The sequence below is a fragment of the Paenibacillus curdlanolyticus YK9 genome, assembly GCF_000179615.1.
GTDB classification, from domain to species: domain Bacteria; phylum Bacillota; class Bacilli; order Paenibacillales; family Paenibacillaceae; genus Paenibacillus_T; species Paenibacillus_T curdlanolyticus.
In genome coordinates this window covers 143,426-158,799 of record NZ_AEDD01000002.1, presented here as the reverse complement: position 1 = coordinate 158,799, position 15,374 = coordinate 143,426, and the positions used below count along the sequence as shown (strand labels likewise).

At 51.8% G+C, this 15,374-nt stretch carries 10 protein-coding genes and 1 other annotated feature; of the genes, 1 reads left to right on the top strand and 9 read right to left on the bottom strand.

The window, feature by feature from the left end:
• Positions 1-58: 58 nt before the first annotated feature.
• From PAECUDRAFT_RS04075 to PAECUDRAFT_RS04035, 9 genes are all read right to left on the bottom strand, one after another.
• Positions 59-229: a twin-arginine translocase TatA/TatE family subunit gene (locus tag PAECUDRAFT_RS04075; RefSeq protein ID WP_006036837.1), complete on the bottom strand. Its 171-nt coding sequence runs from the start codon at positions 227-229 to the stop codon at positions 59-61.
• A 24-nt stretch (positions 230-253) separates the two neighbouring features.
• Entirely contained in the window at positions 254-1,444 is a 1,191-nt protein-coding gene (locus tag PAECUDRAFT_RS04070; protein WP_006036836.1) for a ZIP family metal transporter, read from the bottom strand.
• 15 nt (positions 1,445-1,459) lie between these two features.
• Positions 1,460-2,500 (bottom strand): multicopper oxidase domain-containing protein, encoded by a 1,041-nt coding sequence (locus PAECUDRAFT_RS04065; RefSeq protein WP_006036835.1) that lies wholly within the window; start codon positions 2,498-2,500, stop codon positions 1,460-1,462.
• Between the two features lie 188 nt (positions 2,501-2,688).
• Positions 2,689-3,582, bottom strand: a complete 894-nt coding sequence (locus PAECUDRAFT_RS04060) for a polysaccharide deacetylase family protein (protein WP_006036834.1) — start codon at positions 3,580-3,582, stop codon at positions 2,689-2,691.
• Positions 3,583-3,672: 90 nt separating this feature from the next.
• A complete protein-coding gene (locus PAECUDRAFT_RS04055) occupies positions 3,673-4,431 on the bottom strand; it encodes a cyclase family protein (protein WP_006036833.1) in 759 nt (252 codons plus the stop codon).
• Positions 4,432-4,528: 97 nt separating this feature from the next.
• On the bottom strand, positions 4,529-5,617 hold the full coding sequence (gene asd, locus PAECUDRAFT_RS04050; RefSeq protein ID WP_083814072.1) for an aspartate-semialdehyde dehydrogenase: 1,089 nt from the start codon (positions 5,615-5,617) through the stop codon (positions 4,529-4,531).
• A gap of 134 nt (positions 5,618-5,751) precedes the next feature.
• Positions 5,752-6,017 (bottom strand) — a binding site (T-box leader).
• 85 nt (positions 6,018-6,102) lie between these two features.
• The gene (locus tag PAECUDRAFT_RS04045) at positions 6,103-7,002 is read right to left on the bottom strand and encodes a class I SAM-dependent methyltransferase (protein WP_006036831.1); all 900 of its coding nucleotides are present in this window, start codon (positions 7,000-7,002) and stop codon (positions 6,103-6,105) included.
• A 72-nt stretch (positions 7,003-7,074) separates the two neighbouring features.
• A complete protein-coding gene (locus tag PAECUDRAFT_RS04040) occupies positions 7,075-7,476 on the bottom strand; it encodes an Rrf2 family transcriptional regulator (RefSeq protein ID WP_006036830.1) in 402 nt (133 codons plus the stop codon).
• Positions 7,477-7,540: 64 nt separating this feature from the next.
• Positions 7,541-8,455 carry an NAD(P)/FAD-dependent oxidoreductase gene (locus tag PAECUDRAFT_RS04035; protein WP_006036829.1) on the bottom strand — a complete coding sequence of 305 codons (915 nt, stop codon included), beginning with the start codon at positions 8,453-8,455 and terminating at the stop codon, positions 7,541-7,543.
• A gap of 195 nt (positions 8,456-8,650) precedes the next feature.
• Between PAECUDRAFT_RS04035 and PAECUDRAFT_RS04030 the strand changes: the two genes are divergently transcribed.
• Positions 8,651-15,364 (top strand): DUF7507 domain-containing protein, encoded by a 6,714-nt coding sequence (locus PAECUDRAFT_RS04030; protein WP_006036828.1) that lies wholly within the window; start codon positions 8,651-8,653, stop codon positions 15,362-15,364.
• The last annotated feature ends 10 nt before the right edge of the window (positions 15,365-15,374 follow it).

The following is a 15,374-nucleotide window of genomic DNA, read 5'->3' as shown; positions in this document are numbered from 1 at the left end:
CAACCAGAAGTAAACTATTACGCCAAAGTTACCCTTTCCTGCGTTCGCCTATCCCTCCTTAGTCCCTCTTCGCCTCAACCTCATCGATACATTCCTTCGTTCCTTTGCGAAACTCCGAAAATGTGGAGCCAATCGCGCGGCCGAGCTGCGGCAGCTTAGAAGGCCCGAACAACAAAACGCCTACCAGAACGATTAGGATCAATCCCGTTGCGCCGATTCCGAATGGCATGGATTCGCCTCCTGTCTAAGTGAATTAAAAGTTAACCAACAATGCCGTCGCATACATAAGCGCAACCCCAAGCGTGAAGCCGGCAAAATTACGCCAACTGACGGAAGCGAGCTCAAAGCGCTGCGCATCTCGCATAATCATGCGGCCAATCACCATGATGACCTGAATAATTGCCCCTGCGCCAATTCCGAAAAATAACGCGGCCAGCGTGTCATTAAATACGAAGCCGCCTGCCCATGTCCCAAGAATGGCCGGCGCGCCTGCTACACAGGTCAGGCTGAGGAACGTTTGCCACTTTGGCGCATCCTTAAGCAGCGGAGCTGCAATGCCGACCCCTTCGGTAATGTTGTGCAGCGTGAAGCCGATGATCAAGAAGGTGCCTAGTGCGGATTCGCCTGCGGCAAAAGCAGCGCCGATCGCTAAACCTTCGCCCAAATTGTGTAATCCGATGCCACCGGCAATTTTAAACGCAACTCGCTTTCCGCTTTCCTCCGCCTTCGCGCTTCCTTTCCGTTTCCCGCTCTGATCGACTGCTGTCAAGAACAAGAAGCTAAGAATGAGTCCGAACCATACCAATCCGGTCCCTTGGAACACGCCCGGCGCCTCGGCCCCCAGCTCCAGCCCCTCCTGAAGCGTATCGATTGCAAGGAAGAACAACAAGCCAATTGTAAAGGCGAGTATCGCTTGCGTGCCTTTGATCGAAAACCGGCGCATAAACGGGAACCAGAGCAAGCCCAGCCCTACCGGTACGACACCGACATAGAAACCGATCAACGCATACTGCAGCAAACGGTTAGCGTCCGCCTCAGGCGTTTTCATCGCTGCCGCTACTTCTCCTGTGAAGATCAAGCCATTGGAGGTAATGAGCTTAATCGCATGCGGGTCGCCTTCCACCCACGGGTATGGAATATGGATCGTTGCCGAATCAAACCGTTCCAATGTATCGCTCGGGCTGAACGATGCATTCCAGAACGCGTCATCCACGATGACCTGAGCGATTGTAACCGCCTTAGGTCCGGAGTTGAGTACAGATACTTGAAAGCCTTCGTCTTGGATGACGATTCGTTGAATATCCAATATCTCGATAGGCGCTGCCTGCTTCTCTTCTACGCCCGTTCCCAGCTTGGTAATAACGGTAATAATTGCGATTAATGCGATAAGCGGTGCAACACCCCATAGCCATATCGCTTTTCTTGAGCTAGTTTGCGTATGCACGCCGACCCCTCCTCTCTATTCGACCTCAAAGAATCCCATCCAGCCGAGCTCCGTAAATTCGCTTTGATGCGCATGGAACATGTATTTGCCGGGTGCTGGAAACACGACCTCAACCAGTCCACGTTCGCCTTGGCATTGCACGATGGTGTCTGTGAAATACGGGCGTGCCTCCGGATCTGCCCCAGTCGCGTAATAGTGAAAATAATTGGCATGCAAATGGAAGGAATTAATCAAATCAAACTCGGTCATGTTGCTGATATAGATGCGGACAAGCTCTCCGGCTTTCACTTTGATCGGCCTGGATAGGTAAGCAAATGCATAGCCATTCACGGTGTACACTTCGTTCTCGCCATCCAAATCGAGATCGAATCCATTCATCACCATGCTGAACTCCTTAGCCGGCTTCCGTTTTACAACAGGATCGATGATGAAATTGCCGTACAATCCTTTATGGATATGGCGGGTGAACGGCTGCACATGGCAATGATAGACCTGCATCCCCGCTGGCTTCGCCTCAAATTCATAGACGAACGACTCCCCGGGTGCAACAGCTTCAAGCCCATCCATATTGGTCGGATGAATGCCATGGAAGTGAATTGAATGCGGATGGGACGAACCGTTATGGAAGGTGACGCGAACGATATCGCCTTCTGTACACCGCAGCGTCGGCCCTGGAATCGTACCGTTGTACGCCCAGCCCGGAAACTTGACGCCTTTGGCGATTTCCACTTCGAGCTCCACCGCGTGCATCTCATAATCCCGCACCGTTTTGCCATCCGCTCTCATGCTTACTTTCCCGTAATCGAACGCCGTTAATGCCTTCACCGCCCGCTCCAGCGCATCGGATTGATCGGTTCCAGGATCATAGCCATGCGACATGCCATGATGGGCTTGCGCTTGCAGCTTGTTATGCATGTCATGCTTGGACTCCGCTTTGGCTGTTTTCGTGAATAGGGATGACTGGCCAAGCAGCGCTCCTCCAAGAACGCCTAATAAACCCGCTGCGCCAACCTTTAACATGCTTCTTCTCGAAATATTTTGCTGAGGATCGATCATTCTAACGCCTCCTGCTCAATTCTTTGTGATAGGCAAGAAAGTTTACTATAGGCAAAACTATTTACAAAAAAATTTATTTTTCATCAAAGACAAAATGTTTCCTTAAAGAAACTTTCTTTATGCATACTATAAGACAGCCGTGCCTGCTTGTAAATCTTTTTTTTCCAATTGCTTGTCCAGTTAACCAATTACATGCTTCGTTGCAAGTCTCGAATATCTCTCCACGATATAAGCTTGATCCGCTCCCTGCGAAACAATCGTTTAATGTCACTATCATTTAGCAGCCTATATTCCATCTCCCTTTCTTTATAACAGCTTGTTATTCCCATTAACTGGTCGGTAATTTTAGACGGATGTAAGGTCAACTGGGTAATTCCAGGCTTAATGTTACTTAATGTATCTTCCAATTGTTTCTTCAATTTGCTGTAAGGAATTACGGGATTAAAGCAATATGGAAGAGAAACGATGTCATCGATTAATAAAATTTTTCTACCTTTTGCCGAATTAATTCTTTTTTGAAACAACCTCCGTTGATCCGTATTAAACAAGGGCTGTTCTACTATCCGATTAGGTAAAAGAAATGGGAGACGATACTTCTCACATAAGTCAAACGATAATTCCAAAAAATCCCTACCTGTAAATAATCCCAAGATGCTGCCCGCATGGTTATCAAGATGGGTCGGATCAATCCCGTTCAAAATTGCGCATCGAATCTGAGATTCCATCTCCAGTAAGACCTCATCCTCATCAGCATTTCTTTCAAAAAGAGCAACATCAGTATGAAAATGCCCTTCCGTGGTAATTAAACTATGCAATGCACGTTTATCGTAAACGGGGGCATATGGATTCAACTCGTCGCTTGTGAGCGTAAGATGAATGCCAATATCCTTCATACCTTTTAATCTGCTTACTGCCATTGCTTCAGTCGAATCCATACAAGGAATCATAATCGATGTCGATGTTATACTATTTTTTTCAAACAAGTGAACAATGGCCTCATTCGTTCCCTTGGTCATTCCAAAATCGTCCGCGTTGATGATGAGCAATCGGTCATTGGCTGCAAAGCCTAATTTTTGAATCATAGCAGTTCCCTCCACTAACTATTTCATATATAAAACAATAAAAAACGCAAACACCATGAAGTGTTTGCGCCCTTATTAAACAAAGTATTTTTATTCTATAATTGCGACAGGCCGTGCCCACCCTGCGCTTGCTTTTTCCACCTTTACTGGGAAGCAGCTCACCTTAAAGCCAAACGGCTGCGGAATTTGATCCAGATTCGCCAGCTTTTCGATCTGGCAATATTCCCGGTCTTTGCCGACATAGTGCGCTGCCCATAGAACGCCTGGCTTCGGGTCCTTTTTATACGCCTCAGCTTGAAGATTCAACGGAATATCCCATCCCCAGCCATCTGTACCGACTACTTTAATGCCTTGATCCAGCAGCCAAACCGTCGCTTCAGCTGATACGCCTGCATGGAGAAAAGCATAATGCTCATGATACAGCCGCTTGTCCGCATCGCTGCGAATGAGGACGATATCGAACGGCTTCAGCGTATATCCGATTCTAGCCAGTTCCCCGATTAGATCCTCTGTCGTAATCTCATAGCCTGGGGGCTTCGAGCTGAAATCGAGCAGCACCCCGTCGGAATAAAACCATTCGAGCGGTAGCTCATCAATCGTTCGCGAAGGCTTTCCTTCAGAGGTTGGCCAATAATGCCATGGCGCGTCAATATGCGTTCCCGCATGCGTATTCAACGTCACGGTTTCTGTTGCCCATGCCATGCTTTCCGGGAAATTATCCTCCTGCAAGCCAAGCACAGCTGCCGCCTGCTTTGCTCCGTCATTATGGCTCGCGTATTCGATCTTCGCTGGCAACGGCTCGCGAATTTTGGGGCTGATCGACACGCTCAGGTCAATTAGCTTCACCATTCCTATTCCCTCACTCTTCGTTTGGATATGTATCAAAAAAAAGCCGCAGCAATTGCGGCTTTTCTAAGCTTAATTGAAATTGGTTCGTTATGCCAGTTTATTTCTTCGGTTGAATGTAGCCTTCTGCTTTCAGCAGCTCGGCGATCAGCACAGCGCCGCCAGCAGCGCCACGCAGCGTGTTATGCGACAGCCCTACGAATTTGAAATCGTGGAGCGAATCTTCGCGCAAGCGGCCAGCCGAAACGCCCATGCCGCGCTCGATGTCGCGATCCAGGCCCGTTTGCGGGCGGTTCTCTTCAGCGAAATACGTAATAAATTGTTCTGGCGCGCTTGGCAGGCCAAGCTCTTGCGGACGTCCTTTATATTGCGCCCAACGGTCAAGAATTTCTTCTTTCGTTGGCGTTTTCTCGAACGATACGAATACCGTTGCAAGGTGGCCGTCCGTTACAGGAACGCGGATACATTGTGCTGTAATCGAAGGCTCGCTTGCTTTTACAATTGCGCCATTATCTACGTTGCCCCAGATGCGGAGCGGCTCCTGCTCGCTCTTCTCTTCTTCGCCGCCGATGTACGGAATTACGTTGTCGAGCATTTCCGGCCAGTCCGTGAAGTTTTTGCCCGCTCCGGAGATCGCTTGGTATGTCGATACAACAACATGCTTCGGTTTGAATTCTTGCAGCGCATGAAGCGCTGGAACATAGCTCTGAATTGAGCAGTTCGGTTTGACGGCGATAAAGCCGGTTTCTGTGCCCAAGCGTTTGCGCTGTGCAGCGATTACTTCCAAATGCTCAGGGTTAATTTCCGGAATGACCATTGGCACGTCTGCCGTCCAACGGTGCGCCGAGTTGTTGGAGATAACAGGCGTGCCTGTTTTGGCATAAGCCTCTTCCAATGCTTTGATTTCGTCTTTCTTCATGTCAACCGCGCAGAAGATGAAATCGACTTGGCTTGCGAAGTTTTCTACATCCATCGCATCTTGCACGACGATATTTTTTACGTCCTCAGGAATGGCGCTATCCAGCTTCCAGCGGCCTTGAACGGATTGCTCATACGTTTTGCCTGCCGATTTGGCGCTGGCCGCGATTGCCGTTACTTGAAACCAAGGATGCTGATCCAGCAATTGAACGAAACGCTGGCCAACCATGCCCGTTCCTCCGACGATACCTGCTTTAAGTTTTTGTGACATAAGATATTCAAATCCTTTCGGTATGGAATGTTTAGTTTAATTGTGCTATTGGTTAGATGTGGTGTACCGTATGCAGCGCATGTGATTATGTTTCTTTTGAAACAACAAAAAAATCCCACCCCCAAGACAATTGTCTTAGGGACGAGATTTGAATACTCGTGGTACCACCCCAGATTCGCTCATATGTCGCCATATCAGCCTCTTCAAGTACTGCATTACGCTGTAATGCTTATACTCTAGCTCTGTAACAGGAGCTCCTGTCGCATCATCCCCGGTTTGGACCAGTTCCGATGCGCTGCTCAGAGTCTTTATTCAATAAACAACCCTTTGCCCCTTTTCAGCTAAACGGAGCTCTCTGTGAAAGAATCGATTTATTTACTCGTCTCGTCATCGCATTTCATATTGCAGTTATAATAGCAGATTACGAATCGGAGGTAAACATTTTTTTAATAAAAAATCAGTCTTGACCATGGTCGGCGTTGATATCATGCTTGCTGCAGCTCTCTCGTATACATATTCTGATCCTGCAGCTGGACAAGCACCTTGCCATAACGTCCGCCCTCTTGGAAAATCACGCGATCATCCGGATACTTTTGTTCCAGATACTCCGCAACGATCCCTCGCGTTCGTTCATCGTCAACAAGTCCATTCATTTTCAACCGAATCATCAATTCGTTCAGCACTTCGACCCGAGACGATTCTGTCGTTTTCATTTCACGCGTGACTAGCGATTGGAAAGCATAGCCTTTGATATAGAGCAAATGAAGCAAGTATCCCATCTCCATATGCTGCGGTTTCAACGATTGGCTAGCGACGAGCGGCCACACCTCATCCACTAGGCTACTCACGTGTGAACCGGCGGACATGCTAATATAACAGTACTGCTTTGCACAGCTAAGCACCCTCAGCACGCTCTCCCAGTCCGAGACGACCGGACACATCGAGACGAAGACAAGATCAAATTTGTTCTCCCATCCCATGCCCTGAAGATCTATGTGCTCGAACGGCTGTGTCACAATGTCGATTGCTCCATGCTTCAGCTTGGCGGCATTTTCCTCCAGCAGCTCTGCGAGCGGCAAACAAGGCTCAACCGATGTTACGCTAGCGCCACGCTCAGCAAACGGAATAGAGAAGCCGCCCGAAGCAGCGCCTATGTCCAGTATGGAAGCATCCTTATACTGCACGCCTTGTCCTTCCAGCCAGTTCATAATCCGTTTCGTTCTTAATCGACCTTCCTCATTAAACACCTGCTCGTTAAATGCTTTTGCTTTATGATCAAAGGAATGCGTTGCATCGATTCCCGCTTTTTTCATCTTATTCGCAAACGAATGGGGATCTTCCTTCCAGGCTTTCTCCCACAATCCTTCATCAAACAAATCGATCATTTGAATCGCCCGCTCTCATTATGGATTTTAAAGACTCGGAATATCTGTAATTAGCATAAAAAATGACCATTGCTACAGGTCAATTTTGAATGTTTGCGCTAGCGCAGCTAGCGTTTGATTGCTTAAGTGCTGCTCCATCTGCTGCTCCGCCTCCAGCACAACCCGTTGAATTGGGCATTGCGGACCATGGTCGAAGCTGCAATCGAATATCGAAGCCGTGCCTTCGATTGCATGAATGATATCAAGAAACGAGATTTGCTCCCAATCCCGCTTCAACCGATACCCGCCATTGGCTCCCGATGCCGATTCGACCATGCCTGCTTTGACAAGCTTCGTTAATATTTTGGACAGATACGTGGACGAAACATCCTGCCGCTCTGCCAGCTGCTGAACGCCAATTGGCCTATTCGGTGTGGCTGCCATCAGATACAGCATCGTGTGCAGAGCATAGTTGGTTGCTTTCGAGTATTTCATCCGGTATCGCCCGCCTCAATTCAAGACTTTAAGCGTCCATGATAACGGTTGTCCGCCCGATAAGTCAAGTAAGCTGAAAGTCCTCTTCCATCAGCTCCGTATTGATCATAACGGCTGCCATACTGCCGGACGATGCCGCGATTATCAATTGGGAAGAACCCCCTGTAGCAGTTTCTCCGGCCGCAAACAAACCAGGTACGGAGCTTTTGCCCATTGGATCGACTTGAATGCCGCCCCGCTCGTTCGCTTCGTAGCCAAGCGCTTCGCTCCATTGCGCATGCACAGATGTCCACTGCGGCGTAATGAAGCCGCCGGAACGTGCAATACGAGTCCCGTCCGTAAACTCGACCTGCTGGAGCTTGCCGTTCGCATCGCCGTGAAGGGCGGAAACCTGCTGCTCGGTAACCATAATATCGCGGGATGCCAGCAGCTGTTTCTCCTCATCGGTCAGGATGCTTTGTCCATTCGTGCAAATAACAAGGTCTTTGCTCCACTTATATAGAAGTTTAGCCATATGGAACACGTGAGGTTGCTCCGAAATCACGATCAATGGCTGATCTCTCAGCTCCCAGCCGTCGCAATATGGGCATTGAAAGAGGCTTTTGCCGTAAAGCTCCTTCACCCCAGATAGGTCGGGTAAAATATCTTTCAGTCCGGTTGCGATCAGCAGCTTCTTGGATTGAATGCGTTGATCGTTTCCATCCGTAATCTCGAAGCCTTCTGCAAGCTTCCGAATGGAAATCACGGTCTGGGCGCGATGCTCGACTGTCGGATATTGCAGCACTTCTTCATACGCGATTCGCCGGAATTCGGCTGGCGTTACGCCGTCTCTTGTTAGAAAACCATGCGAAGCATGCGTCACCGCATTGCGCGGCTGATCGTTATCGAACAGCGCTACCGTTCTCCTTGCTCTTCCCAGCACCAAAGCCGCATTCAGCCCTGCTGGTCCTCCGCCGATAATGGCACAATCGTAAATCATACGTTTTCCCTCCCTGATCGTGAGCAGCTATGAGCTTTCCCTTCGTATATATCATAGATTCATTATATCCATAATTCAACCCTTAATCGCGATTTCATTACAAATATATTGGCCAATCCGCTCATAGGATTACTAAGAATGGCTTGAAATCCTCTGTTTCTGCCCTCTTCTACGCCTGAATTTGCCACTTAGGGGGTGATTGCTATTCCGTTAATCACACGTGCAACGTTTAATGCAACTGGTGCAATAACGTTTACAGGGAATACGCTAGGCCTTAGCCGTTCGGATACGATCGGCGTGCCAGGTACGGAGGATAGCATTGGCGCGTTCACGACAACGAACACCGCCTCTACCTACTTATCTTATCCGGCGGGTACGACGAGCGCATATGCAAGCAATAGCTCGGCTGCGATATTAACCCTGCCTGCCGGCAGCACGATCCTATACGCAGAGCTGGTCTGGGGCGGCTCTTACATTAACGGGAACGTTGACTTAAGCGCCTTTATCAACAATGCCGTGACGTTTACGACGCCCGCAGGCACCTTCAGCATCGCGCCAGACGCTGCCACGAGCAACCAGGTCAACCTCGGCAACGGGGCCTTTGCTTATACGCGCTCAGCCAACGTGACCACGCTTATCTCGCAGGGCGGGGCTGGCACCTATACGACAGGCAACGTGGTAGGCACAATCGTCATTAATAATGACTCGACAGCTAACCATGCAGGCTGGACACTAGGCGTTATTTATCAAAATCCTTCATTGCCCTTCCGCAATATGTCGCTTCGCGCCGGCGCCGTGCTTGTACAGGCATCATCCGGCTCCGTATCCACTACGCTCACCGGCTTTGCCACGCCGATCTCCGGCGCGCTCGGCGGCAGAGCATTATTCAGCGCCCAGGAAGGCGATGCCAACCGCACGGGCGACCAGGCTTTGTTTGGCCCGACCTCAGGGACGGCTGTTGCGCTGTCGGGACCGAACAACTTTGCGAATAACTTCTTTGCTTCACAGATCAACAACGACACAGGCGCGCTCAATACGACAGGAACGTTCGGCAGCCGAAACCAAACCAACGGCACACCAGGAACGAATATCATTGGCGGGCGGCAGGGCTGGGATATTACGAATGTCGATATTTCAGCGCGGCTCGTGAACAATCAGTCATCCGCCGTGCTGATCCTTACGACATCAGGCGACGCCTATGTAGTCAATGCCAATGCTATCCAAATCAACATTAATTCACCGACCATTACCGTCACCAAAGGCGCTAACGTCACAGGCTCCGTTGTCGGCGATACGATCAAATATACGGTCACAGTCAGCAACACGGGAACCGCGAATGCAGCGAGCGTTGTATTGACCGATGCACTGCCTGCCGGATTGACGTTTGTCAGCGGGAGCGTAACGGTAGGCGGCGTCAGCAAGCCGACCAATGACATCTTATCCGGGGTGCCGCTAGGCGCATTGAATTTGAGCAGCTCAATCGTCGTTACCTATCAAGCTAAAGTCACCTCGACGCCAAACGGCTTCGTCCTGCCTAACAATGCGAATGCCGCTTTTACGTTTCAGAGCGTTGCGGGCGGTTCGGTCATTACCGGCGTCATTCCTTCCAATACGGTTAGCACGCCTGTCTATACGCCAATCATAGGAATCGCAAAAAGCGCCAATCGCACGACCGCAACCGTTGGCAGCACGGTGACATACACGCTGTCAGTATCCAATACAGGCAACATCGGAGCAGCCGTTACGCTGGCGGATAATATTCCTGCAGGCAGCTCGTTCATAACTGGCTCGTTCCGCGTGAATGGAACTGTCATTGCCGGCGCTAATCCTGTTGCTGGCGTAGCGATCGGAGCGGTGGCCGCTGGGGCCACGTCCGTCGTCACCTTTGATGTGCAGGTCAACTCGCTTCCTTCACCGCCGCAATTCGTCGATCAAGGGACTGCAGCCTACACCTTCTCGCCGCCTGATGGCCGTACCATCTCGGGCGCCGCGTCATCGAATACGCTCACGCTTCCTGTTTCACTGCCGAACGTCACCGTAACCAAATCCGCGAATCTTACTGATATCGCTGTCGGGGAAACATTGACGTACACATCCGTCATTACGAACAACGGCACGGAGGCTGTTACAAAAGTGTCGCTGACCGATGTTTTACCTGCGGGAACAGCTTTCGTCGCAGGCAGCGTCATCGTTGGCGGGACGTCAAACGCGTCAGCGAATCCCGGCACAGGCATTTCAGTCGGCACGCTAAGTGCCGGCAGCTCGATCACGGTAACCTTGCAAGCTCAGGTCATCTCTATGCCCGGCACTTCTCAGCTCGTAAACCAATCCAATGTGTCGTATTCCATTGGTACATTTTCCGGGACGACTGCCTCCAACAGTGTAACGACGCCGGTCTATCAGCCGGTCATTAATCTTAGCAAATCGGCGGGCACCACAGCAGCCACCGTCGGGGACACGATTACGTACACCATTATTGCGCGCAATGCTGGCAATCGTGCCGCCGTTGTCACGCTGACGGACAATATCCCGAATGGATCAAGCTATGTTGCGGGCTCCGTCACGATCGACGGCGCTGCTAGCCCGGCTGCTTCCCCGATAACGGGCATTTCCATCGGCAACCTGCTTCCGAATGCTTCAGTTACGGTAACGTTCCAGACCTTGCTCACATCGCTGCCAAATCCAGCCGTGCTCACAGACCAAGCCGCATCGAGCTATACATACGTTTTGCCAAGCGGGCGGAACCTTGCTGGCAGCAGCAGCTCGAATATCGTAACGATCCCGGCTTCCTCGCCGAACGTGAGCATCGTCAAGAGCGCCAGCGATACAGCGATTGCGGTACAAGAATTTCTGACCTATACCTTGCTAATAACCAATAACGGCATTGCGCCGATCAGCAGCGTCGTATTGTCGGACCCTGTGCCTGCTGGCGCAGCGTTCGTTACGGGAAGCGTGATTATCAACAACGTCGCGGCCCCTCTGGCGAATCCGAATGCAGGCATATCGCTTGGCTCCATTAGTCCATCAGCAACAGTCACCGTAACGTTCCAGATTCGCGTTGTCTCGTTGCCAGCTACAGCCTCGCTCAGCAATGCAGCTAGCGTCGGCTTTACTTCAGGCGCATTTTCGGGCACCTCCATTTCGAATACGGTAACCACGCCAGTCGGCGAGGCCGTCGTTTCGGTTGCCAAATCGGCAAGTATGCCTAATGTGACGGTCGGAGACACGTATTCATATTGGTTTACGCTAACGAATACAGGCAATAGCCCGGCGACGGCTACCTTGACCGATGTTGTGCCTAACGGCAGCACGTTCGTCGGCAACAGCGTGCTGATTAACGGCGCTCCAACGCCTGGCGTTGACCCCACATCTGGCATTCCTGTTGGAGTTATCCCTGCCGGAGGCAGTGCAGTCGTCAGCTATGTCGTGAACGTCGTTTCGTTTCCTGCGAGCAGACAGCTGGTCAACCAAGCTTCCGCATCGTATCAATTTACGCTATCGAATGGGCGAACCGTAACACGAACGGCTGCATCCAATTCCGTAACCGTTCAGGTTGCCCTGCCGAACGTTTCGCTCGCCAAGAGCGCCAGCAGATCGTCGGCTGTCGTCGGCGACACGATGACCTACACTTCGCTGCTTACTAATAATGGAATTGCTAATGTGAATAACATCATATTGCGGGATCAGCTTCAGAGCAACACAAGCCTCGTTCCTGGCAGCGTTCAGGTGCAAGGCGTAACGAGGCCGGACGCTTCCCCTGATGCCGGCATATCCATCGGAACCTTGGCGCCGGGCGCCTCGGTTACCGTAACATTCGAGGTGATCATAACGATGGCGATACCTTCACAGATTACGAACCAATCGACCGCCAGCTTTACTTCCGGCAGCTTCTCGGCAACTACGTCTTCGAACACGACAATAACGCCGGTCACGCAGCCTCAAATTTCCGTGGTGAAAAGCGCAAGCTCCAGCAATGCCACGCTTGGCGATACGATTGTATACACGCTAGCGGTGACGAATACAGGCAATTTGGCGGCAGCGGTCACGCTGACGGATACGATTCCAGCAGGCACCACCTTTACAGATAATAGCGTGATTGTAAATAGATTCCCGTTTCCTGGAATTTCGCCAGCTACAGGCATTGATCTGGGCAGCGTCGCGCCGGGAAGCACGGTCACCGTTACGTTCAGCGTCGTGGTCACCTCCCTGCCTTCGCCGCAGGTGCTGTCCAACACGGGCACAGCCTCCTACACGTATTCGCCGCCTGACGGGCGTACACTGACCGGCTCTGTCAATTCCAATACAGTGAGCTTCCCCGTATCTGCGCCGAATGTTTCGGTTGTGCTGAGCACGCCAACTACTGCGGCTACAGTCGGCGATACGATCGTATACACAGCTGTCATCTCGAATAGCGGGATCGAAACGATTAACAACGTGCAGTACACGGACCCGGCTCCCCCGGGATCATCGTTCATTCCGGGAACCGTTACGATCAATGGAGCGCCCGCCCCTGGCGCTAATCCTACTGGCGGCATACAGCTTGGATCGATCGCGCCAGGCGGCAGCATAACGATTACGTTTAATAATGCGGTGAACGCGGTTCCCGATCCTGCCGTACTTAACAATATTGGCACCGTTACATTTACGTCGGGCGCGTTCTCTGGCTTAACCTACTCCAACACCTTCTCGACTCCTGTCTATCTGCCAGTAATCGCCGTGGTGAAGAGCGCAAGCACGTCCAATGCATCGGTAGGGCAAACGGTAACGTACACGCTCGCGGTCACGAACAGCGGCAACTATCCGGCTACGATTACGTTAACGGATAACATTCCAGCGGGTACCTCCTTCGAGCCAAACAGCGTGCTGCTCAACGGCTCGCCGCTGCCCGGCGTCGATCCTGTCACTGGCATTCCGGTCGGGTCTGTTGCTGGCGGGGCGACGGCAACCGTCATGTTCTCGGTGGTCATCAACTCCCTGCCATCTCCGCAGCAGTTGGCGAACCAAGGTACCGCAGCAATCTCTTATACGCTTCCAGATGGCCGGACCTTTAATCAGACTGCACTGTCCAATACGGTAACCTTCCCCGTGTCGGCGCCGAATGCAGTCGTCGTCAAAAGCACGCCTTCCACAGCGGTTTCAATCGGCGATACGGTCACGTATACGACGACGGTCACCAATAGCGGAATTGCGTCCATCACGAATGTCTTGTTTACCGATCCTATTCCGGCAGGCGCAGCATTCGTATCGGGCTCTTTGACGGTTGATGGACTGACGAAGCCTGCGGCGAATCCCGCGACGGGCATCGCGATTGATGCAATTGCGCCAGGCGCAACCGTGACCATCGTCTTCCAAGTTACAGTCACGGCGCTGCCTAATCCAGCTCGGCTGGATAATCAATCGTCCGTCACCTTTACGTCGGGCGCATTCTCTGGCGTCACGTTTTCGAATACGACAAGCACGCCGGTCTATCAGCCGATCCTGAGCGCTTTGAAAACCGGCAGCACAGCGAATGCAACGGTCGGCGATACGGTGACCTATACGGTAACGATAACGAATGCAGGCAACTACGGCGCAGATGTCATATTAACCGATACAATACCGGCAGGTACCGTGTTCGTGCCCAACAGCGTCATCGTCCAAAATCAGCCCTTGCCAGGCGCAGACCCGTCCACCGGCATTCCGCTGAGCAATGTAACGGGCACGACGACAGTCTCCTTCTCCGTCGTCATTCAATCCTTGCCTGTCGGCCAGCAGCTGATCAACCAAGCGTCTGCGACTTATTCCTATACGCTGCCGGATAGCCGAACGCTGACTGGGTCTCTATCTTCCAATACGCTGACGATTCAAGTGTCCGCCCCGAATGTTGCCATTGTCAAAACATCAAGCGTTACGACAGCGATCGTCGGCGATACCATCACATACACGATTGCCGTTACCAACAGCGGCATTGCGCCGATCAATAACGTCGTCATCGTGGACACGATTCCGAATGGCAGTGCATTCGTAGCGGGAAGCGTGACGGTCGATACGCTGCCTCGTCCTGCAGGCTCTCCGCAGGCGGGCATCGCCATCGGAACGATTGCGCCGGGCGGGACCTCTACGATCATGTTCAATGTAATCGTAACGAGCCTTCCTACTCCCGCTCAGCTTAGCAACCAAGCGAGTGCCACATTCACCTCTGGTTCCTTCTCCGGCACAGCATTTTCTAACACCGTCGTTGTTCCGGTTTACCTGCCAATTATTGCGATTCAAAAGACCGGAAGCTCAACGAACGCTACCGTTGGCGACACGATTACCTATGAGCTGCATGTTACCAATACAGGGAACCTGCCTGCTGAAGTCACGTTAAACGATCCGATCCCTGCGGGCGGCTCGTTCATTCCAAACAGCGTGCAGGTCAATGGCGTGCCGCAGCCTGGCGCCAATCCAGCTGCCGGATTCTCGATCGGGACCGTGAACCCCGGCGAACTCGTCGTCGTATCCGTGTCGTATGAGGTCGTTATCCAGACGCTTCCGCCTTCCCAGCAGCTCGTAAACACAGCAACGGGCACTTATACCTATACAGCGCCGGACGGCCGCGTCCTGACCGGAACCGTAACATCCAACACCTTATCCATTCCTGTATCCTCGCCAGATGTTTCGGTTGTCAAAAGCACGTCGGCGATCGATGCGGTCGTCGGCGATACGATTACGTATTCGATAACGGTAACCAATCTAGGGATCAGCACGGTTAACAACGTCGTGCTCGTTGACCCGGTTCCGACGGGCACCGTATTCGTCACCGGCAGCGTAACCGTTGACGGCACGCCTCGTCCCGCCGGCAATCCGAACACCGGCATCTCCATCGGCTCGATTGCCGCGGGCGCCTCGTCAGTCGTTACGTTCCAAGTGCTGGTCGTAACGTTATGACGCCGGGCGG

Coding starts and splice junctions, on each gene's coding strand:
- PAECUDRAFT_RS04060 (WP_006036834.1), bottom strand. CDS start 3,582: ATGATTCAAAAATTAGGCTTTGCAGCCAATGACCGATTGCTCATCATC.
- PAECUDRAFT_RS04055 (WP_006036833.1), bottom strand. CDS start 4,431: ATGGTGAAGCTAATTGACCTGAGCGTGTCGATCAGCCCCAAAATTCGC.
- PAECUDRAFT_RS04045 (WP_006036831.1), bottom strand. CDS start 7,002: ATGATCGATTTGTTTGATGAAGGATTGTGGGAGAAAGCCTGGAAGGAA.
- PAECUDRAFT_RS04040 (WP_006036830.1), bottom strand. CDS start 7,476: ATGAAATACTCGAAAGCAACCAACTATGCTCTGCACACGATGCTGTAT.
- PAECUDRAFT_RS04035 (WP_006036829.1), bottom strand. CDS start 8,455: ATGATTTACGATTGTGCCATTATCGGCGGAGGACCAGCAGGGCTGAAT.
- asd (WP_083814072.1), bottom strand. CDS start 5,617: ATGTCACAAAAACTTAAAGCAGGTATCGTCGGAGGAACGGGCATGGTT.
- PAECUDRAFT_RS04065 (WP_006036835.1), bottom strand. CDS start 2,500: ATGATCGATCCTCAGCAAAATATTTCGAGAAGAAGCATGTTAAAGGTT.
- PAECUDRAFT_RS04075 (WP_006036837.1), bottom strand. CDS start 229: ATGCCATTCGGAATCGGCGCAACGGGATTGATCCTAATCGTTCTGGTA.